Annotated in this window: 28 protein-coding genes; all 28 read right to left on the bottom strand. The window is 57.1% G+C overall.

The window, feature by feature from the left end; translation table 11 throughout:
• Window positions 1-97: 97 nt before the first annotated feature.
• On the bottom strand, window positions 98-2,248 hold the full coding sequence (locus WFP06_RS05175; RefSeq protein WP_336986164.1) for a prolyl oligopeptidase family serine peptidase: 2,151 nt from the start codon (window positions 2,246-2,248) through the stop codon (window positions 98-100).
• Window positions 2,249-2,329: 81 nt separating this feature from the next.
• A complete protein-coding gene (rplQ, locus tag WFP06_RS05170) occupies window positions 2,330-2,755 on the bottom strand; it encodes a 50S ribosomal protein L17 (protein ID WP_336986163.1) in 426 nt (141 codons plus the stop codon).
• Window positions 2,756-2,843: 88 nt separating this feature from the next.
• Window positions 2,844-3,899, bottom strand: a complete 1,056-nt coding sequence (locus tag WFP06_RS05165; RefSeq protein ID WP_336986162.1) for a DNA-directed RNA polymerase subunit alpha — start codon at window positions 3,897-3,899, stop codon at window positions 2,844-2,846.
• Window positions 3,900-3,994: 95 nt separating this feature from the next.
• A complete protein-coding gene (gene rpsK, locus WFP06_RS05160) occupies window positions 3,995-4,384 on the bottom strand; it encodes a 30S ribosomal protein S11 (RefSeq protein ID WP_336986161.1) in 390 nt (129 codons plus the stop codon).
• Between the two features lie 51 nt (window positions 4,385-4,435).
• The gene (gene rpsM, locus WFP06_RS05155; protein WP_336986160.1) at window positions 4,436-4,804 is read right to left on the bottom strand and encodes a 30S ribosomal protein S13; all 369 of its coding nucleotides are present in this window, start codon (window positions 4,802-4,804) and stop codon (window positions 4,436-4,438) included.
• A gap of 304 nt (window positions 4,805-5,108) precedes the next feature.
• Complete coding sequence (locus WFP06_RS05150) at window positions 5,109-5,792, bottom strand: SRPBCC family protein (RefSeq protein ID WP_336986159.1); 684 nt, start codon at window positions 5,790-5,792, stop codon at window positions 5,109-5,111.
• A gap of 66 nt (window positions 5,793-5,858) precedes the next feature.
• On the bottom strand, window positions 5,859-6,503 hold the full coding sequence (locus tag WFP06_RS05145) for an adenylate kinase (RefSeq protein WP_336986158.1): 645 nt from the start codon (window positions 6,501-6,503) through the stop codon (window positions 5,859-5,861).
• Window positions 6,504-6,530: 27 nt separating this feature from the next.
• Window positions 6,531-7,895: a preprotein translocase subunit SecY gene (gene secY, locus WFP06_RS05140; protein WP_336986157.1), complete on the bottom strand. Its 1,365-nt coding sequence runs from the start codon at window positions 7,893-7,895 to the stop codon at window positions 6,531-6,533.
• 191 nt (window positions 7,896-8,086) lie between these two features.
• The gene (gene rplO, locus WFP06_RS05135) at window positions 8,087-8,623 is read right to left on the bottom strand and encodes a 50S ribosomal protein L15 (RefSeq protein WP_336986156.1); all 537 of its coding nucleotides are present in this window, start codon (window positions 8,621-8,623) and stop codon (window positions 8,087-8,089) included.
• Window positions 8,624-8,744: 121 nt separating this feature from the next.
• Entirely contained in the window at window positions 8,745-8,930 is a 186-nt protein-coding gene (gene rpmD / locus WFP06_RS05130) for a 50S ribosomal protein L30 (RefSeq protein ID WP_336986155.1), read from the bottom strand.
• Window positions 8,931-8,935: 5 nt separating this feature from the next.
• The gene (gene rpsE / locus WFP06_RS05125; RefSeq protein ID WP_336987635.1) at window positions 8,936-9,802 is read right to left on the bottom strand and encodes a 30S ribosomal protein S5; all 867 of its coding nucleotides are present in this window, start codon (window positions 9,800-9,802) and stop codon (window positions 8,936-8,938) included.
• Window positions 9,802-10,146, bottom strand: coding sequence for a 50S ribosomal protein L18 (rplR, locus tag WFP06_RS05120; protein ID WP_336986154.1), 345 nt, complete (start codon window positions 10,144-10,146; stop codon window positions 9,802-9,804). Before rplR ends, rpsE begins: the two co-directional genes overlap by 1 nt.
• Before the next feature lies 1 nt (window position 10,147).
• The gene (gene rplF, locus WFP06_RS05115; protein WP_336986153.1) at window positions 10,148-10,681 is read right to left on the bottom strand and encodes a 50S ribosomal protein L6; all 534 of its coding nucleotides are present in this window, start codon (window positions 10,679-10,681) and stop codon (window positions 10,148-10,150) included.
• A complete protein-coding gene (gene rpsH / locus WFP06_RS05110; protein ID WP_336986152.1) occupies window positions 10,681-11,076 on the bottom strand; it encodes a 30S ribosomal protein S8 in 396 nt (131 codons plus the stop codon). Before rpsH ends, rplF begins: the two co-directional genes overlap by 1 nt.
• Window positions 11,077-11,086: 10 nt before the next feature.
• A complete protein-coding gene (rpsN, locus tag WFP06_RS05105; protein WP_336986151.1) occupies window positions 11,087-11,392 on the bottom strand; it encodes a 30S ribosomal protein S14 in 306 nt (101 codons plus the stop codon).
• A gap of 26 nt (window positions 11,393-11,418) precedes the next feature.
• Window positions 11,419-12,006 carry a 50S ribosomal protein L5 gene (gene rplE, locus WFP06_RS05100; protein WP_336986150.1) on the bottom strand — a complete coding sequence of 196 codons (588 nt, stop codon included), beginning with the start codon at window positions 12,004-12,006 and terminating at the stop codon, window positions 11,419-11,421.
• The gene (gene rplX / locus WFP06_RS05095) at window positions 11,999-12,319 is read right to left on the bottom strand and encodes a 50S ribosomal protein L24 (protein ID WP_336986149.1); all 321 of its coding nucleotides are present in this window, start codon (window positions 12,317-12,319) and stop codon (window positions 11,999-12,001) included. The genes rplE and rplX overlap by 8 nt, the downstream gene beginning before the upstream one ends.
• On the bottom strand, window positions 12,319-12,687 hold the full coding sequence (gene rplN, locus WFP06_RS05090) for a 50S ribosomal protein L14 (protein ID WP_114520271.1): 369 nt from the start codon (window positions 12,685-12,687) through the stop codon (window positions 12,319-12,321). The genes rplX and rplN overlap by 1 nt, the downstream gene beginning before the upstream one ends.
• 67 nt (window positions 12,688-12,754) lie before the next feature.
• Window positions 12,755-13,054 carry a 30S ribosomal protein S17 gene (gene rpsQ / locus WFP06_RS05085; RefSeq protein WP_336986148.1) on the bottom strand — a complete coding sequence of 100 codons (300 nt, stop codon included), beginning with the start codon at window positions 13,052-13,054 and terminating at the stop codon, window positions 12,755-12,757.
• 10 nt (window positions 13,055-13,064) lie between these two features.
• Window positions 13,065-13,274, bottom strand: coding sequence for a 50S ribosomal protein L29 (gene rpmC, locus WFP06_RS05080; RefSeq protein ID WP_336987634.1), 210 nt, complete (start codon window positions 13,272-13,274; stop codon window positions 13,065-13,067).
• A gap of 2 nt (window positions 13,275-13,276) precedes the next feature.
• Window positions 13,277-13,708: a 50S ribosomal protein L16 gene (gene rplP / locus WFP06_RS05075; RefSeq protein WP_336986147.1), complete on the bottom strand. Its 432-nt coding sequence runs from the start codon at window positions 13,706-13,708 to the stop codon at window positions 13,277-13,279.
• A 21-nt stretch (window positions 13,709-13,729) separates the two neighbouring features.
• Entirely contained in the window at window positions 13,730-14,425 is a 696-nt protein-coding gene (gene rpsC / locus WFP06_RS05070) for a 30S ribosomal protein S3 (RefSeq protein ID WP_336986146.1), read from the bottom strand.
• A 3-nt stretch (window positions 14,426-14,428) separates the two neighbouring features.
• Window positions 14,429-14,812: a 50S ribosomal protein L22 gene (gene rplV / locus WFP06_RS05065; RefSeq protein WP_336986145.1), complete on the bottom strand. Its 384-nt coding sequence runs from the start codon at window positions 14,810-14,812 to the stop codon at window positions 14,429-14,431.
• Window positions 14,812-15,087, bottom strand: coding sequence for a 30S ribosomal protein S19 (rpsS, locus tag WFP06_RS05060; RefSeq protein ID WP_114520276.1), 276 nt, complete (start codon window positions 15,085-15,087; stop codon window positions 14,812-14,814). The genes rplV and rpsS overlap by 1 nt, the downstream gene beginning before the upstream one ends.
• 5 nt (window positions 15,088-15,092) lie before the next feature.
• Complete coding sequence (gene rplB / locus WFP06_RS05055) at window positions 15,093-15,929, bottom strand: 50S ribosomal protein L2 (protein ID WP_336986144.1); 837 nt, start codon at window positions 15,927-15,929, stop codon at window positions 15,093-15,095.
• 23 nt (window positions 15,930-15,952) lie between these two features.
• Window positions 15,953-16,261: a 50S ribosomal protein L23 gene (locus tag WFP06_RS05050; RefSeq protein WP_114520278.1), complete on the bottom strand. Its 309-nt coding sequence runs from the start codon at window positions 16,259-16,261 to the stop codon at window positions 15,953-15,955.
• Complete coding sequence (gene rplD, locus WFP06_RS05045; RefSeq protein WP_336986143.1) at window positions 16,254-16,871, bottom strand: 50S ribosomal protein L4; 618 nt, start codon at window positions 16,869-16,871, stop codon at window positions 16,254-16,256. The genes WFP06_RS05050 and rplD overlap by 8 nt, the downstream gene beginning before the upstream one ends.
• Window positions 16,872-16,873: 2 nt before the next feature.
• Window positions 16,874-17,752, bottom strand: a complete 879-nt coding sequence (gene rplC, locus WFP06_RS05040) for a 50S ribosomal protein L3 (RefSeq protein WP_336987633.1) — start codon at window positions 17,750-17,752, stop codon at window positions 16,874-16,876.
• Window positions 17,753-17,764: the final 12 nt, after the last annotated feature.

Below are 17,764 nucleotides of genomic sequence, written 5' to 3'. Positions count from 1 at the left end.
TTACGAGTGTCGTTATGAACCAGTGGCCCTGCGCGCAGCCTGAATTGGCCCGACAGCAAACGTTCAGGAAAGTAGTGGCTTTCCTGAACGTTGTGGTTTATTCGGATGGCGGGACTTTCAAACCTGTCCATTCGGCAAGGAAACTGAGCACATCGGCACCTTCTTCGATTGTCTTGTCGGTCGGCTTACCGGCGCCGTGCCCGGCGCGCGTTTCAACACGGATGAGATGCGGTTTCTCGCCCAGATCGGCCGCTTGCAGCGCGGCGGTATATTTGAAGCTGTGACCGGGCACCACACGGTCATCCGTATCTGCAGTCGTTACCAGCAGTGCGGGATAATCCACTCCGCTGCGGACATTGTGGTAGGGTGAATACGCCCGCAGAACCTTGAAATCGGCTTCTTTGTCGGGGTATCCGTAATCATCGACCCAGTACCGCCCGGCGGTCCACCGATCGAAACGGAGCATATCCATCACGCCGACAGCCGCATGGCCGGCATCGATCAGATCGGGGCGCTGGTTACTGACCGCGCCGACCAGCAAGCCGCCGTTTGACCCGCCCTGGATCGCAAGGCCATTGGCGGGCGTATAGCCTTCGGCTTTGAGATATTCGCCCGCTGCGATGAAATCATCGAACACATTCTGCTTGTTCGCCAGACGTCCGCCATCATGCCATTCCTTGCCGTATTCACCGCCGCCGCGAATATTGGCAATGGCATATGTTCCGCCGGCTTCCATCCATGCCATGCGGGTGGCTGAAAAGGCCGGCGTCAGCGAAATGTCGAACCCGCCATATCCATAAAGGATTGTGGGCGAAGGCTGGCCGCTGGCCGCAACATCCTTGCGGCGCACAATGAACATCGGCACGCTTGTGCCGTCCCTGGATTTGTAGAATTTCTGTTCGGTAACATACTCGTCGGGATTGAAGGTGAGTTGCGGCTCGGCAAAAGAAGTGCGTTCACCCGTGTTCATATCCAGCCGGTATATCGATGCAGGACGGTTAAAACTGGTAAAGCTGTAGAATGTCTCAGCATCGCCCGGCTCGCCGCCGAACCCGCTGGCGGTGCCAAGTTCGCCCAGCGCGACATCAGGCCGCATGGTGCCGTCAAGATCATACACCGCGGCGCGGGTTGTCGCATCCTTGAGATAAGTGACCACCAGCTTGTCGCCCACGATCGATGCGCCGCTGATCGGCTGATCGCCTTCAGGTACCACTACCGTCCATTGGGGCTGCGCTGCCGACATGTCGATCGAGACGATCCTGTATTTCGGTGCACCTTGATTGGTCTGGAAATACACTATGTCGCCAATCGATTCGATCGGGTTCCACTCGTTCAAGAAGCCCGTCACAAGCGGACGCGGGGACCAGCCAAGTGCCCCCTGCTTTGCCAGATCGATTATGTGCGTTTCATATTTGGCATCGGTGCCAACCGACGATGTGATGAACCCCCAGCGCCCGTCATGCGACACGTTGATGCCGTGCGCGAGCTTTGGCTCGTCAGGGGTCGAATAAACCAGCTGATCATCGGACTGATCAGTGCCAAGCCGGTGGAAATAGACCGCCTGATTGTAATTGAGCGCCTGAAAGTCCTGGCCTTCCTCGGGTTCGGGGAAGCGGGAGTAAAAGAACCCTTCTTCGCCCATCCACGAAATGCCCGTAAATTTGGCCCAGCGTATCTCTTCGTCCATCGTTTCGCCGGTGGCGACATCCATTACGCGAATGATGCGCCAGTCGGTTCCGCCGTCCTGCACGCTGTAAGCCAGCTTGCTGCCGTCTGGCGACGGTTTCCAGTCTGCCAGGGCGGTTGCGCCATCTGTGGCCCATGCGTTGGGATCGATTAACAGCCGCCGTTCGCCTTCGAGCGAATCCTGGACAAACAGTTGCGACTGGTTCTGCAGACCAGAATTGCGGCTGTAAAAATACCGGCTTCCAGCCTTGGTCGGCGTACCGAACCGTTCGTAATCCAGCAGGCTGCCGATTTTCTGTTTGAACCATGCATTTGTGTCCAATGTCGCGAGGTAGCCATCGGTCACTGTGTTCTGGGCATCAACCCATGCAGCCACCTCCACATCATTGCGGACATCGTTTTCAAGCCACCGATACGGATCTGCGATCACTTCACCAAAAATAGTTTCGGTCAGCGGCTCTGCGCGGGTGTCGGGATAAGTCACAGTTTGGGCGTTCACCGGTGTTGCTGCGATAATCGCAAGTGTGGAAACGAGGGAAGAAACGGCAGCGAGATAGCGCATGGAATGCTCCGCAAAAAGAAAAGGCGGCTGCGACTTTAACCGTCGCAACCGCCTTTGCAATATCTGTTATGAATGAGCGGCTTAGGCTTCTGCGAAGTCTTCCTCATCGGCGTTCATGGCCGGTCCGCTGTCTTTGCCCTTGGCATCGACATCACGATCAACCAGTTCGATAATCGCCAGCGGAGCACGGTCACTACCGCGCAGGCCGGCCTTGATAATCCGCGTGTAACCGCCTTCGCGGTCGGAATAGCGATCGGCAAGAGTATCGAACAGTTTCTTCAGCTGGGTTTCGTCCATCAGACGCGAACCGGCCAGACGGCGATTGGAAAGACCGCCGCGCTTTGCCAGCGTGATCAGCTTTTCGACGTATGGGCGCAATTCCTTGGCCTTGGGGACTGTCGTCCTGATCTGTTCGTGTTTGATCAGTGCGGCAGCCATGTTGCGGAAAAGCGCAGTACGGTGGCCCGATTTGCGGCTCAGCTTACGCTGACGAATACCATGACGCATAAATATTTCCTTCGTGTTCGTTATGGGCCCGTATCAGGTAACCCGTAGCTGGCGGCGCTCAGGGTGCGCCGCCTGAACCCTGTTTACATTAACCCAGCAGCTCTTGTTCAAGCTTCTTGGCCATTTCCTCGATATTTTCGGGCGGCCAACCGGGGATATCCATGCCGAGGCGCAGACCCATGCTGGAAAGCACTTCCTTGATCTCGTTGAGCGACTTGCGGCCGAAGTTTGGCGTGCGCAGCATCTCGGCTTCGGTCTTCTGGACCAGATCGCCGATGTAGATGATGTTGTCGTTCTTGAGGCAATTGGCGGAACGGACCGAAAGCTCAAGCTCGTCAACCTTCTTGAGAAGATAACGGTTGAGCTGGTTGGCATCGTCTTCCTGCGGCTGAGCGGCCATGCCGATCATCTGGCTGGAAGGCTGCGGAATGCCTTCTTCGAAGTGGACGAACAGCGTCAACTGATCCTGCAGAATGCGGGCGGCATAAGCCACCGCATCTTCGGGCGTCACGGTGCCATCGGTTTCGATCGTCAGGCTCAATTTGTCAAAGTCCAGTTCCTGACCAACACGGGCCTTATCGACTTTATAGCTGACCTGGCGAACCGGAGAATAAAGGCTGTCGATCGGAATAAGTCCGATCGGCGCATCCGCCGGACGGTTCTGGACGGCAGGAGAGTAACCTTTGCCCGTGTCCGCAGTCAGTTCCATATTCAGCGTTGCTTCTTCGTCGAGGTGACAAATCACGAGGTCTTTGTTGAGGACTTCGATGTCGCCCGAAACGGCAATGTCACCGGCTTTGACTTCGCCGGGGCCGGTCGCCGAAAGCTGGAGACGCTTTGGCCCCTCGCCTTCCATTTTGAGCGCGATCTGCTTCACCTGCAGAACGATATCGGTCACATCTTCGCGCACGCCGGCAAGCGACGAGAATTCGTGAAGGACATTTTCGATCTTGATCGACGTGATTGCTGCGCCCTGCAGACTGGAAAGCAGGGTGCGGCGCAAAGCGTTGCCGAGCGTCAGGCCAAAGCCCCGCTCCAATGGTTCAGCGATAAAGGTGGCCTTGCGCTTCTTGTCGCTGCCTTCCTTGATTTCAAGCTGGTTGGGCTTCTTCAGTTCCTGCCAGTTTTTCATATTGACGGACATAGGGTTCCCCTAGGAGTTCGATGCTGTCTGGCCTGCGTTCGCGCGATTGCAGACCTGTAAAATTCGGCAACCATATGGCCGCCGAGCAGGTGCGTTTAGACGCGGCGACGCTTGGACGGACGCACACCATTGTGCGGTATTGGCGTAACATCGCGGATCGACGTGATGGTAAAACCCACCGCCGCCAGAGCCCGCAAAGCGCTTTCGCGTCCCGAACCCGGGCCCTTCACTTCGACTTCAAGCGTACGAACGCCGTGCTCGGCTGCCTTCTTGCCCGCATCGTCGGCTGCGACCTGCGCAGCGTACGGTGTGGACTTACGGCTGCCCTTGAAACCCATCGTACCGGCGCTGGACCAGCTGATGGCATTGCCCTGGGCATCGGTGATAGTGATCATGGTGTTGTTAAAGCTGGCATTGACGTGTGCTACGCCGCTGCTGATATTCTTGCGTTCGCGCTTTTTAATGCGCCCTGGTTCGCGTGCCATTGTATGTTCCTAACCTGATTGAGAAATATGCTGCTGCCCGAAAGGCGCTGCTTATTTCTTCTTGCCCGCGATCGGCTTGGCCTTACCCTTGCGGGTGCGAGCGTTGGTGTGCGTGCGCTGACCGCGAACGGGCAGACCCTTACGGTGACGCAGACCGCGATAGCAGGCCAGATCCATCAAACGCTTGATATTCATCGCGGTGTCACGGCGAAGATCGCCTTCCACCTGATGGTCGGCATCAATGGTTTCGCGGATTTGAAGCACTTCGGCATCGGTCAGATCCTGAACGCGGCGAGAATGGTCAATGCCGAGTTTGTCGGCAATTTTCTTCGCTGTCGTGGGACCAATTCCGTGAATATAGGTAAGCGCAATGATCACGCGCTTGTTGGTGGGGATATTTACCCCGGCAATACGAGCCACTTAAATCTCCTGCTCCACAAAGGCAAAATGCCTCTATCTCATAGCTTTACCATTCGACCGGCTGTTTGCGGGGCCAGAACGGCAAAAAGCCCGGATGGCGTGCAATATGGCTGCCGCCTGCCGGACTTACCCGAAACTGTCGAATGAAGCGTGCGCATATGACGATTCGCTGCCCGCGTCAACCGGCAAGCGCAAGGCGCCGCACGATCCACCAGGCAAAGACTGCGCACCGTGTTTGCCGGGCTTTTTTACAGGTTACAAACCTGGTGGTTAAAACGCCGTCGATATTATCTGATGATGGCTTTCATTCGCTCGATTTTACGAGAAAATCTTCAGAGTCAAGCGGCGAAGATTTCTCTTTTGTCGAAGCTTTGCCGCTTGGTTGTCCGTCACCGGGGGCTGGTTTGTCTGCGTCATCAGACGAACCGGCGTCATTGGCGACGCCCAGGGATGCGACAAGCCGCTGCAATTGTTCGCTCATCACACCGTCGACAGCTTTGGAGATAACGTCTGTTTCATAACGCGAAAACCCGCTTACGACATATTCGAACAGCACCCGCGTACCTGTGCCGACAGGCTTCAGTGTGATTGTCAGAACTCCTGCCATCGGTTCGTTTTGCAATGGGCCCAAACCGCCCGCCATCCGCAGAACTCTGGGCGGGTCAGCCTGCAGGACACGCATATGCTCGACGCTGCCGCGCCGAACGCCCTCTGGCGCGTCCTTTGGCGGCGGAAGCAGTTCGCAAAAACAGCCACCGCCCTGCGCGCTCAGATACATATTGCCCGCATCTGCCGACCATGAGTGGCTGTCGCTCCACCATTTGTTGGGCGCAATCAGCTGCAGCCACGTCTCGAACGGAGTGGCTGTGGTCGTCGCCGTATCCCGCGTAACAAAGCCGCGTTCATTACTTTCGACGACTTCAGCAGCGGCCGGATGAACGGATAGAGCAGCAATGCAAAGCGCTGCGGAAACAAACAGACGTTTCAAAGTGGTCCCTCCCTCAAGGTTACAGCAGCATAGCGCCGTGACTGCTTCAATGCGAGGGTAAAGACGTTAGCGCAATATTGCGTCGATAGCTGCGGTAACATCGTCGATCGGGGCCATGCCATCGACGCGGGTCACAATGCCGCGGGCATCGTAAGGCTCGAGAATCGGCGCGGTCTTGTCGCGATATTCACCCATCCGCTTGCGAACGGTCGCTTCGTTATCATCGGGCCGGCGTTTGAATTCGCGCGATCCGCATTTGTCGCAGACGCCCTGCTGGCGCGGGATTTCGAAGGTGTCGTGATAGCCCTTGCCGCAATTCGCGCAGGTGAAGCGACCCGTGATCCGCGCCACCAGCGCATCTTCATCGACATCGAGTTCAATTACATGATCGAGCTTGCGGCCGTGTCTGGCCAAAATTTCATCGAGTGCTTCCGCTTGCGCTCCGGTGCGCGGATAGCCATCAAAAATGGCGCCGACACCGTCGCCCATGGCGCCCAGTTCCGCGTCGATCAATGCAGAGACTATTTCGTCGGAGACAAACTCGCCGCGCTCCATAATAGCCTTGGCTTTGAGCCCGATAGGCGTCCCGGCCTTCACTGATGCCCGAAGCATATCACCTGTGGAAAGCTGCCGCATGCCGTAATGTTCGACCAGGCGTTGCGACTGTGTGCCTTTACCCGCGCCGGGCGGACCAAGCAGAATGATATTCACGTACCCAGAACCCCCGATGAACCGCGCCTAGCGCATACGGCCTTTGAGTTTAGCCTTCTTGATAAGGTCACCATACTGATGCGCCAGCAAATGTGACTGCACCTGACTGATGGTATCCACAGTCACATTGACCACAATCAGCAGGCTCGTACCGCCGAGAAACAACGGTACGCCTGTCTGGGCAATCATGTACTCGGGCAGAACGCAGACCAGCGTCAGGTAAATTGCGCCGACCACGGTGATACGGGTCAACACATAATCCAAATAGGCTGCCGTATTCTTCCCCGGACGGATACCCGGGATAAAGCCGCCATTCTTCTTGAGATTGTCAGCTGTTTCCTCGGGGTTGAAGACAACCGCGGTGTAGAAAAAGCAGAAGAAGATGATCCCGATTGCATAAAGCAACATATAAAGCGGCTGCCCGTGCGCCAGATATTGGTTGAGCGTCACAATGATGCTGCCGGCGGTACTTTCGGTGCTCACCGAATTTCCGGCAAACTGGGTAATCGTAAGCGGCAGCAGCAACAGTGAGCTGGCAAAAATCGGCGGAATAACACCGGCTGTGTTCAGCTTGAGCGGCAGATGCGAGCGGTCAGCCTGCATTTGTCCGCGCTGCGTAGCCCGCTTGGGATATTGGATAAGCAGCCGTCGCTGCGCGCGTTCCATAAAGCAGATCAACACGATCAGCACGATGACCATCAACACAAGACCGATGATGATACCGGGGGAGATCGAGCCTGTACGGCCACCTTCGAACAGGTTGGCTGTAAAGGTCGGGAACTGCGCGACAATCCCCGCCATGATGATCAGCGATACGCCGTTACCGATGCCGCGCGATGTAATCTGTTCGCCCAGCCACAACAGGAACATCGTGCCGCCGACAAGACTGATTACCGCGCCAATGCGGAAAGCATATCCCGGATCAACAACAGCTTGCAGCCCGCTTTGCGCCGCGAAACTTTCCAGCCCCGATGCCAGGAACCAACCCTGAATCGCGCAAAGAAATACCGTCCCGTACCGGGTGTACTGATTAAGCTTCTGGCGCCCCGATGCGCCTTCTTTCTTGATTGCCGCCAGCGTGGGGTGAAGCGCCGAAGCCATCTGCACCACAATCGAAGCAGTAATATAGGGCATAACGCCGAGCGCGATGAGGCTCATCCGCTCAAGGCTGCCGCCCGAAAATGTGTTGAAGAGATCCAGAATACCGCCGCGGCCAAGATCGGCCAGGCTGGCGAGTGCTTTGGGATTGACCCCCGGCAGCGGAATGAAGCTCAGAAAGCGGAAAACAATCAGCGCACCGATGGTGAACATGATCCGCTTGCGCAGTTCGGTTGCCTTCGAGAAATTGGCGAGGCTCATGTTGCTCGCGATATTGTCGGCGCGTGATGCCATTTTGTGTCTGAGCCTTAACCTTGGAGACGAATGGGAACCGGCAATTGCCGGCGTTCGCTGGTCACATAAGGTGCGTTATACCGAATGTCGAACCCCGCGCCCATAAAAACAGGTGTCCGGGACGGGACGGGGCCGCTTTCATCAGGCAAACAGCCTGATCAGCAGCCCCGAAACGCCCGGGACATCATGGCTTACTTTTTGCGATCGGCCTTTTTGAGCAACCGGGTCTTTTTCGCTTCTTCTTTGGCTGCTTTGGCTTCCAGATTGGTCGGCTTGAGAACTTCTACCGAACCACCCGCCTTTTCGACCGCAGCCTTGGCGCCCTTGGACGCACCGGCGACAGAGAATTTAACCTTGTCCTTCAATTCGCCCTTTCCGAGCAAACGGACACCGTCTTTGCCGCCGCGCGCAAGGCCGGCAGCCTTGAGTGCTTCGTGATCGACGATTTTCGTTCCGTCGAGCTTCTTTTCGTCGATGAATTTCTGGATCATGCCCAGGTTTACTTCGGCATAATCCTTGCCGAACGGATTGTTGAAGCCGCGCTTCGGGATCCGCATGTGGAGCGGCATCTGGCCGCCTTCGAAACCTTTTACGGCAACGCCTGAACGGCTCTTCTGGCCCTTCTGGCCGCGGCCTGCGGTCTTGCCCTTGCCCGATCCGATACCACGGCCGACGCGGGTCCGCGTCTTGCGGGCACCTGGATTGTCACGGATTTCATTAAGTTTCATGGTCTTGCACTCGCTTTCGCTTACTAGGCCCCGAAGGGTTCGCGCTAAATGACCCGGGATTGGGCCGAAAACAGGAACGGCCCGGTACAAGCCCGGGCCGCCCTAAGTCAATGATTTACAGTCAGTCGACGACCTGTACCATATGGGGCAGCTTGGCGATGGCGCCACGCACCTCGGCGGTGTCGGTCAATTCGACAACCTTGTGCATTTTGTTGAGGCCGAGGCCGATCAACATCTTGCGCTGGGCTGCCGGGCGGCGGATCGGTGAACCGATCTGCTTGAGCTTGATGGTTTTCTTGTCAGCCATTGATCTTACTCCGTAACCGCTGCGGCTTCAGCATCAGCTTCCGCTTCGCTGGATCCACCGCGACCCAGCAGGTCGGCAACCTTTTTACCGCGGCGCTGTGCGACAGACTTCGGCGAAGTCTGGTTCACCAGCGCATCGAAGGTTGCGCGGATCATGTTGTAGGGGTTCGATGTGCCGACCGATTTGGTCACAACATCAGCAACGCCCAGGCTTTCGAAAACGGCACGCATCGGGCCGCCGGCAATGATGCCGGTACCAGCTGGTGCCGAACGGACGGTGACCTTGCCAGCACCAAAACGCCCTTTGGCATCATGATGGAGCGTGCGACCTTCCTTGAGCGGGACGCGGATCATCTTCTTCTTGGCAGCAGCAGTAGCCTTGTTGATAGCTTCGGGCACTTCACGTGCCTTGCCCTTTCCGAAGCCGACGCGGCCAGTGCCATCGCCAACCACAACCAGTGCCGCAAAACCGAAACGCTTACCGCCCTTGACAGTTTTCGACACGCGGTTGATGTGCACCAGCTTTTCGATTGTGCCGTCATCTTCTTCTTCGCGGCCACCACGGCGATTGTTGTCGCGGCCACCACGGCCGCGGCCACCGCCGCCGCCGGCACCGCCGCCACCACGATTGTTATCGCGGCCACCACCACCGCGCCCACCGCGGCCGGAGCGCGGCTGAGACGGATCACCCGCAGCGGCAGACTGGTTGGTCGCAGCTTCGGTTGTTGTCGTGACAGGTGTCGGGGTTGAACCGGCATTATCGACCACCGGTGCGGCATCGGCCTTAGGCTGTTCAGCCTTGGCTTCTACTTTGGTCTCTTCAGCTTTCGCTTCGGGAGCGGTGTCTTCGGTTGTTGTTTTATCAGCCATGATCAGAACTCCAGCCCGCCTTCGCGGGCGGCATCGGCCAGCGCCTTGACGCGGCCGTGGAAAAGGAAACCGCCGCGATCGAACACGACAGTCGTGACGCCGGCCTTTTTGGCGGCGGCGGCGATATCCTTGCCAACCTTTACAGCGGCATCAACATTAGCGCCCGAGTTTTTCACGCCAAGCGTGGAAGCAGCAGCAATGGTGCGGCCTTCGCCGTCATTGATGATCTGGGCATAGATATGCCGGCCGGTGCGATGCACCGAAAGGCGAGGACGGTCACCACCACGGGCACGCAGTGCCGAGCGGACGCGGCGACGACGCCGTTCGAATAGAGAAAGCTTTGCCATCTTACTTCTTCTTCCCTTCCTTGCGGAAGACGTATTCGCCGCGGTACTTGATACCCTTGCCCTTGTAAGGCTCAGGCTTTCTCCAGCGACGGACTTCGGCGGCAAACTGGCCAACGGCCTGTTTGTCGGATCCGCTGATTTCAATGGTGGTCTGATCCGGCGTCTTTACTTCGATGCCTTCCGGCACATCAAGGTCGACATCGTGGCTGAAGCCGAGCTGAAGCTTGAGCTTCTTGCCCTGCGTCGATGCACGATAACCAACACCCGAAATTTCGAGCACCTTGGTAAACCCGTCGGTTACGCCTTCGACCAGGTTCGAAACCAGTGTGCGGTGCATACCCCAAAAGGATTTCGCACGCTTGGTATCGTTAGCCGGCTTGACGACGATCTCGTCGCCTTCAACCTTGTAATCAATGTCTTCTGCCAAACCCATCGTGAGCGTACCCTTGGGGCCCTTCACGCTGAGTGTGCCATTCTCGATATTGGCGGTTACGCCAGAGGGAATGGCAACGGCTTTTTTACCGATGCGGCTCATCAGTATACCTCCGCAAGCACTTCGCCGCCGACGTTTTCGGAGCGCGCTTCGGCGTCCGAAAGCACACCCTTGGGTGTCGAGACGATGGTGATGCCAAGGCCGTTGCGAATGACAGGCAGCTCGCGGCTACCCGAATATACGCGGCGGCCCGGCTTGGACACGCGGGCGACGTGCTTAATAGCAGGCTCACCCTCGAAATATTTGAGTTCGATCTTGAGCGCCTTGTGGGCACCTGTATCGTCCTCGGCATAGCCGCGGATGTAACCTTCGCGCTGGAGTACTTCCAGCACGTTGGCACGCAGCTTCGACGCGGGCGAGAGGACGGAATCCTTCTTGGCTCGCTGGCCGTTGCGGATGCGGGTGAGCATATCACCTACGGGATCGGTCAATGACATATTCTGATCCTTACCAGCTCGACTTCGTCACGCCGGGGATAAGCCCCTTGTTGGCGAGATTACGCAATTCGATCCGGTTGAGGCCGAACTTGCGATAATAGCCGCGCGGGCGGCCGGTGGTGGTGCAGCGGTTGCGTACACGGGTGGGATTTGCATTACGCGGCAATTCAGCCATCTGCAGGCGGGCAATCAAACGTTCGCCCTCGTCGAGCGACTTGTCGTTCGCCGTTTCCTTCAGCCTGGCATACTTTGCAGCATACTTTTTCACGAGCAGCTTGCGCTTCTCGTTTTTATTGATCGAACTCAGTTTCGCCATTGGACTTAAGCTCCTCTACGCACGGCTTACGCCGCCGCCTTTTCTTCTTCGCCCTGCACTTCTGCGGGGAACGGGAAACCGAACAGGCGCAGCAATTCGCGCGCTTCATCGTCAGTTTTCGCCGTTGTGGTTACAATAACATCCATGCCGCGAACCTGGTCGATCCGGTCATAGCTGATCTCGGGGAACACGATCTGTTCCTTCAGACCCATCGCGTAATTGCCGCGTCCGTCGAAGCTCTTCGGGTTTACACCGCGGAAATCTCGAATGCGGGGCATTGCGATTGTGATGAGACGGTCGAGGAATTCATACATCCGCTCGCGGCGAAGGGTAACCTTCGCACCGATCGGCATGCCTTCGCGCAGCTTGAACTGTGCGATCGACTTCTTCGCCTTGGTGATAACCGGCTTCTGACCGGCAATCAGTTCCATTTCTTCGGCAGCAGTCTGGACCTTTTTCTTGTCCTGGCTGGCTTCGCCGACGCCCATGTTGAGCACGACCTTGGAAATCGAGGGGACTTCCATCCGGTTTTTATATCCGAACTTTTCGGTCATCGCTTTGACGATCTCGTCGTCATAGCGTTTCCGCATACGGGCTACATACTTATCAGCCATCGATCTTTTCCCCCGACTTCACGGCCACGCGGACCTTCTTGCCGTCATGCTCTTCAAAGCGGACGCGGGTGGGTTTGCCGTCCTTGGGATCGGCAACAGCAACCTTGCAAATATGCATCGGGGCTTCGAACCGGTCGATGCCGCCTTGCGGATTTGCCTGGGTTGGTTTGCGGTGACGCGCAGCGATATTGATGCCTTCGACCACGACCTTGCCGTCTTTTGGCGAGACCTTGGAGACAGTGCCGGTACGGCCCTTGTCTTTGCCCGAAAGCACGACAACGCTGTCGCCCTTCTTGATACGAGCAGCGCCCATCACAACACCTCCGGTGCGAGCGAGATAATCTTCATGAACCCGCGGCCGCGAAGTTCGCGAACGACCGGGCCAAAGATACGTGTGCCGATCGGCTCTTCGCTCTTGTTGACGAGGACAGCGGCATTGCTGTCGAAACGGATGACGCTGCCGTCGGTGCGGCGGACATCCTTGCGGGTCCGGACGATCACAGCGCGGTGAACATCGCCCTTCTTTACCTTGGCGCGCGGGGCTGCTTCCTTGATGGAAACAACGATCACGTCGCCAACGCTTGCAAAACGGCGCTTTGACCCGCCCAGTACCTTGATGCACTGGACGCGCTTCGCGCCGCTATTGTCAGCGACTTCGAGGTTAGACTGCATCTGAATCATGGATTCAGTTCCTTCTTACACGGCTTGCCAGAACGATGGCCGAAACCAGTCTGGCAGTTCCAAAAACTTACGTGTTGCTGCCGGCGGCCGCTTCGACTTCGATATCGGCATCGACTGCAACACCTTTGCCCGCCTGCAGGGTGTCGAGCACCCTCCAGGTTTTGGTCTTGGAGATCGGTTTGGTCTCCTCGATCCGGACGGTGTCACCCACTTTGTGAGCGTTTTCTTCGTCATGAGCGTGATAATTCTTCGAACGCCGGATGATCTTCCCATAAAGCGGGTGCTTCACCTTGCGTTCGACCTTCACGGTCACGGACTTGTTCATCTTGTCGGAGGTTACAGTTCCGACCAGGATACGTTTAGGCATCGGTTTGTCCTCAAGCCTTGGCGGTGGCGCTAGCCGCCCGCTCGTTCTTTAGCGTTTTGATGCGGGCGATGTCGCGGCGAACTTCCTGGATTCGCGCGGGGCGTTCCAACTGGTTGGTAGCCGACTGAAAACGAAGGTTGAATTGCTCGCGCTTCAGTTCGGACAGTTCGACTGTCAGTTCGTCATCGGACTTGGTCCGCAGGTCTTCGATCTTGGCCATCATCAACCCTCCAGATGCGTGGTGTCACCCAGACGGGCAACGACCTTGGTTTTGATCGGAAGTTTCATCGCAGCACGCTCGAATGCGACCGCTGCGAGTGGACCGGGGACGCCATCCAGTTCGAAAATGATCCGCCCTGGCTTGACCCTGGCTGCCCAATATTCGACCGAACCCTTACCTTTACCCTGACGGACTTCCGCTGGTTTCTTGGAAACCGGCACATCGGGGAAAATACGGATCCACAAACGTCCCTGACGCTTGATGTGACGCGTGATCGCACGGCGAGCCGCTTCGATCTGACGCGATGTGATACGCTCGGGCTCCATGGCCTTGAGGCCATAAGAACCGAAGTTCAAATCCGTACCGCCACGGGCGTTACCCTTGATCCGGCCTTTGAAAGCCTTCCGGTATTTTGTTTTTTTCGGTTGCAGCATGGTGCTTACTCTCGAATTCTATCAGCGAGCAGGACGGACGCCGGAAGTCTGTGCTTCCATCATCAGCCTGTCTTGTGCAGTTGGATCATTCGCCAGGATTTCTCCCTTGAAGACCCAGACCTTGATGCCGATGATGCCATAGGCAGTCAGAGCTTCGGCTTCGGCGTAGTCCACATTGGCGCGCAACGTATGAAGCGGCACGCGGCCCTCGTGGTAGCGTTCAACGCGGGCGATTTCAGCGCCGCCAAGGCGGCCGCCGCACTGGATCTTGATGCCTTCGGCACCCAGCCGCATGGCGGACTGCATGGCGCGCTTCATCGCGCGGCGGAAGGCGATCCGGCGTATCAGCTGATCCGCGATACCTTGAGCAACGAGCTTGGCGTCAATTTCCGGCTTGCGGATTTCAACAATGTTCAGCTTGACGTCGCTGTCCGTCATTTCAGCAAGTTTGGAGCGCAGCTTTTCGATATCCGCGCCCTTCTTGCCGATGATAACACCGGGCCGCGCAGCGTAGATCGACACGCGGCACAGCTTGGCCGGACGTTCGATCACAACCTTTGAAATCGCGGCCTGCGGCAGCGAATCAATGATGTGCTTGCGGATTTCGATGTCTTCCTTGAGCAGCTGCGCATAGTTCCGCCCTTCAGCGTACCAGCGGCTGTCCCAGGTGCGGTTGATCTGCAGGCGCAGGCCGATCGGATTACTTTTATGACCCATGACTTACGCCTCCTCGCCTTCGTGTTCGCGCACAACAATACGCAGCCGGCTGAACGGCTTCAGTATACGCGTTGATTTACCGCGTCCGCGTGTGTGGAAACGCTTCATGGTGATCGATTTGCCGACGCTCGCTTCGTGAACGATCAGAGCATCAACATCGAGATCATGATTGTTCTCGGCATTGGCAATCGCACTTGCAAGAACCTTGGTGGCATCGCGCGCCATCGATTTCTTCGAGAACGCGAGAATGTTCAGCGCATCTTCGACCTTCTTGCCGCGGATCAACTCCGCAACCAGATTAAGCTTCTGGGCCGACCCGCGGATGAGCGTGCCGACAGCCAGGGCTTCATTCTCGCCAACACGGCGGGGGGATTTAGCCTTGCCCATTATCGCTTGCCCTTCTTGTCGGACGCGTGACCGGGGAATGTGCGCGTTGGCGCGAATTCACCGAGCTTGTGACCGACCATGTCTTCGTTAACCGAGACCGGGATGAACTTGTGACCATTATAGACGCTGAACGTCAGGCCGACGAATTGCGGAAGTACAGTCGAGCGCCGCGACCAGGTTTTGATCGGCTTGCTGTTGCTTGCGTCCTGGGCTTCTTCTGCTTTCTTGAGCAGGCTCAGTTCGACAAACGGACCTTTCCATACGGAACGTGCCATGTCCGTTACCTCTTCTTCTTGGCGTGACGCGAACGGATAATCATCTTGTCCGTCTGCTTGTTTTTGCGGGTACGAGCACCCTTTGTAGGCTTGCCCCAAGGCGTAACCGGATGACGACCACCCGAAGTACGGCCTTCGCCACCACCATGCGGGTGATCGACAGGGTTCTTTGCGACACCGCGGGTAAGCGGTTTCTTGCCGCGCCAGCGATTGCGTCCAGCCTTGGCGAGTGTCTGGTTCGAATTGTCGGGGTTGGAAACCGCGCCAACCGTGCCCATGCAATCACCGCGAATATAGCGTTGTTCACCCGAATTCAGACGAACGATCACCATCCCGCGGTCACGGCCGACCAGCTGCACATAAGTGCCCGCCGATCGCGCAATCTGACCACCCTTGCCCGGCTTCATTTCAACATTGTGGCAAATGGTGCCAACCGGCATTTCGCTAAGAAGCATGGCATTGCCAGGCTTGGTATCGGTTTTCTTGCCGGCAATCACTTTGTCACCGACAGCGACACGCTGCGGGCAAATGATATAGGCAATCTCGCCATCGTCATACTTCAACAGAGCGATGAAGGCCGTGCGGTTAGGATCATATTCGATCCGCTCAACAGTGGCTTCAACGTCGAATTTCCGTCGTTTGAAGTCGATAAAACGATATTTTTGTTTGTGACCGCCACCAATGCCGCGTGAAGTCACGTGACCTTTGTTGTTGCGGCCGCCCGTCTTGCGTTTACCCTCGACCAGCGACTTTACCGGCTTGCCCTTCCAGAGGCCGGACTTATCGACAAGGACGAGGCCGCGGCGCGCCGGGCTCGTTGGTTTATAGCTTTTGAGTGCCATTATGCGTTCCTAATCCCCTGGCCTCAGATACCGCTGGTGACGTCGATTGACTGGCCTTCGGCCAGCGTCACGATCGCCTTTTTCAGATCGGTGCGCTTGTAGGGACGGCCCTTCCAGCGCTTCGTTTTGCCCTTCTGGACAATGGTGTTCACACCGGTCACCTTCACATCAAAGATCGCCTCGACGGCTTCCTTGATCTGCGGCTTGGTCGCGTCACCACCAACCTTGAAAACCACTGCATTATGCTCGGAGAGCAGCGTAGCTTTCTCGGTGATGTGCGGCGCAAGGATCACGTCATAGTGACGGGCGTCGACTTCTTGCTTTTTAGCCATTGAAACGCGCCTCCAGCTTTTCGATCGCAGCCTTGGTCAGGATCAGCGTATCGTGCTTCAGGATATCATAAACATTCGCACCCTGGGCCGGCATCACGTTGATCCCGATCAGGTTTGCGGATGCCCGGGCGAACGTTTCGTTAACGCTGTCACCGTCGATAACCAGAACCTTGCCCGTGAAGCCGAAGCTTTCAGCCAACGCCTTGGTCTTACCGGCCTTCATATCCAGATTGTCAACGACCACGAGGCCGTCCTTCGCCTTCGATGAAAGCGCCATTTTCAAGCCTAGCGCGCGGATCTTCTTGTTCAGCGACTGATTGAAGTCACGACGGCGCGGGCCGTGCGCTTTACCACCACCGATAAAGATCGGTGCCTTGCGGTCACCGTGACGGGCAACACCGCCACCTTTTTGCTTGCCGTATTTCTTGCCGGTGCGGTTGACGTCCGACCGCTCACGAGCGGCACGTGCGGTTCCGCGGCGATTTTCCAGCTGCCAGACTACGACACGGTGCAGGATGTCGGCGCGCGGCTCAAGACCGAATACGGCCTCGTCCAGCTCGACATCGCCCTTACCGGCCTTGCCTTCCAGCGTTTGGAGCTTGACCTTCATGATCAGCCCTCCTTGTTCGCATCGTCAGCCGGCTTGGCATCGGATGCATCATTGTTGGATTCAGAGCCATTGTCGGCTTCAACGCCAGCTGACTGCTCTTTGAGGAGCTCGGCTTGCTGCGCTGCAGGAACTTCCAGCCCTACTTCATGCTCGGCGGCACTTTCGACCAGACCAGGCGTCGCTTCCTCGGAAGCAAACTCGTCCTGGTTGCGGCGCATTACGCCGGGAAACGGAAGATCCTTGTGAACGATTTTGACAGCATCACGGATCAGCATCCAGCTGTTCTTTGTGCCGGGCACGGAGCCTTTGACAAAGATCAGACCGCGATCGGCATCCGTGCGGACGACTTCGAGGTTTTGCTGCGTGCGCTGGCGATCACCCATGTGGCCCGCCATCTTCTTGTTCTTGAAAACGCGGCCCGGATCCTGACGGTTACCCGTCGAACCGTGCGAACGGTGAGAGATCGAAACACCATGCGTCGCCCGAAGACCACCGAAGCCCCAACGCTTCATGGCGCCGGCAAAGCCTTTACCCTGCGTATAGCCGGTGATGTCAACTTTCTGGCCGGCGATAAAGTGATCAGCACTGATCCGCGCACCGACGGGCAGCAAAGCATCTTCGCTATCCAGACGGAACTCGGCGACCTTGCGCTTGAGACCAACTTCAGCCTTCGCGAAATGTTCGCGTTGAGGCTTGTTTACATTTTTTTGTTTCGCTTCGCCGGAACCGACCTGGAGCGCGACGTATCCGTCACGCTCTTGAGTACGATGGGAAACAACCTGACACTCTTCCAGAGCGAGGACTGTAACCGGCACGTGGCGGCCATCCTCCTGGAACAGGCGGGTCATTCCGACTTTTTTAGCGATCACGCCAGTGCGCATGACCAGAACTCC

It is taken from the genome of Altererythrobacter aquiaggeris, from assembly GCF_037154015.1.
In the GTDB taxonomy this organism is placed as follows: domain Bacteria; phylum Pseudomonadota; class Alphaproteobacteria; order Sphingomonadales; family Sphingomonadaceae; genus Aestuarierythrobacter; species Aestuarierythrobacter aquiaggeris.
This window is presented reverse-complemented; position numbering and strand designations above follow the sequence as displayed.

What these genes read in the sequence shown, in the direction of transcription:
- rpsQ (WP_336986148.1), bottom strand. Translation starts at nt 13,054, where the DNA reads ATGCCTAAACGTATCCTGGTCGGAACTGTAACCTCCGACAAGATGAAC.
- rplX (WP_336986149.1), bottom strand. Translation starts at nt 12,319, where the DNA reads ATGGGCGCTGCTCGTATCAAGAAGGGCGACAGCGTTGTCGTGCTTTCG.
- rplN (WP_114520271.1), bottom strand. Translation starts at nt 12,687, where the DNA reads ATGATTCAGATGCAGTCTAACCTCGAAGTCGCTGACAATAGCGGCGCG.
- rplP (WP_336986147.1), bottom strand. Translation starts at nt 13,708, where the DNA reads ATGCTGCAACCGAAAAAAACAAAATACCGGAAGGCTTTCAAAGGCCGG.
- rpsK (WP_336986161.1), bottom strand. Translation starts at nt 4,384, where the DNA reads ATGGCACGCGAACCAGGGCGCATTAAAAAGCGCGAACGCAAGAATATC.
- rplC (WP_336987633.1), bottom strand. Translation starts at nt 17,752, where the DNA reads ATGCGCACTGGCGTGATCGCTAAAAAAGTCGGAATGACCCGCCTGTTC.
- WFP06_RS05165 (WP_336986162.1), bottom strand. Translation starts at nt 3,899, where the DNA reads ATGTCCGTCAATATGAAAAACTGGCAGGAACTGAAGAAGCCCAACCAG.
- rplD (WP_336986143.1), bottom strand. Translation starts at nt 16,871, where the DNA reads ATGAAGGTCAAGCTCCAAACGCTGGAAGGCAAGGCCGGTAAGGGCGAT.
- rpsN (WP_336986151.1), bottom strand. Translation starts at nt 11,392, where the DNA reads ATGGCGAAACTGAGTTCGATCAATAAAAACGAGAAGCGCAAGCTGCTC.
- WFP06_RS05050 (WP_114520278.1), bottom strand. Translation starts at nt 16,261, where the DNA reads ATGGCTAAAAAGCAAGAAGTCGACGCCCGTCACTATGACGTGATCCTT.
- rpsC (WP_336986146.1), bottom strand. Translation starts at nt 14,425, where the DNA reads ATGGGTCATAAAAGTAATCCGATCGGCCTGCGCCTGCAGATCAACCGC.
- rplE (WP_336986150.1), bottom strand. Translation starts at nt 12,006, where the DNA reads ATGGCTGATAAGTATGTAGCCCGTATGCGGAAACGCTATGACGACGAG.
- rplF (WP_336986153.1), bottom strand. Translation starts at nt 10,681, where the DNA reads ATGAGCCGCATCGGTAAAAAAGCCGTTGCCATTCCCTCTGGCGTAACC.
- WFP06_RS05175 (WP_336986164.1), bottom strand. Translation starts at nt 2,248, where the DNA reads ATGCGCTATCTCGCTGCCGTTTCTTCCCTCGTTTCCACACTTGCGATT.
- secY (WP_336986157.1), bottom strand. Translation starts at nt 7,895, where the DNA reads ATGGCATCACGCGCCGACAATATCGCGAGCAACATGAGCCTCGCCAAT.
- rplB (WP_336986144.1), bottom strand. Translation starts at nt 15,929, where the DNA reads ATGGCACTCAAAAGCTATAAACCAACGAGCCCGGCGCGCCGCGGCCTC.
- rpmC (WP_336987634.1), bottom strand. Translation starts at nt 13,274, where the DNA reads ATGGCCAAGATCGAAGACCTGCGGACCAAGTCCGATGACGAACTGACA.
- rplR (WP_336986154.1), bottom strand. Translation starts at nt 10,146, where the DNA reads ATGGCAAAGCTTTCTCTATTCGAACGGCGTCGTCGCCGCGTCCGCTCG.
- rplO (WP_336986156.1), bottom strand. Translation starts at nt 8,623, where the DNA reads ATGAAACTTAATGAAATCCGTGACAATCCAGGTGCCCGCAAGACGCGG.
- rpmD (WP_336986155.1), bottom strand. Translation starts at nt 8,930, where the DNA reads ATGGCTGACAAGAAAACCATCAAGCTCAAGCAGATCGGTTCACCGATC.
- rplQ (WP_336986163.1), bottom strand. Translation starts at nt 2,755, where the DNA reads ATGCGTCATGGTATTCGTCAGCGTAAGCTGAGCCGCAAATCGGGCCAC.
- rplV (WP_336986145.1), bottom strand. Translation starts at nt 14,812, where the DNA reads ATGGGCAAGGCTAAATCCCCCCGCCGTGTTGGCGAGAATGAAGCCCTG.
- rpsH (WP_336986152.1), bottom strand. Translation starts at nt 11,076, where the DNA reads ATGTCATTGACCGATCCCGTAGGTGATATGCTCACCCGCATCCGCAAC.
- rpsS (WP_114520276.1), bottom strand. Translation starts at nt 15,087, where the DNA reads ATGGCACGTTCCGTATGGAAAGGTCCGTTTGTCGAACTGAGCCTGCTC.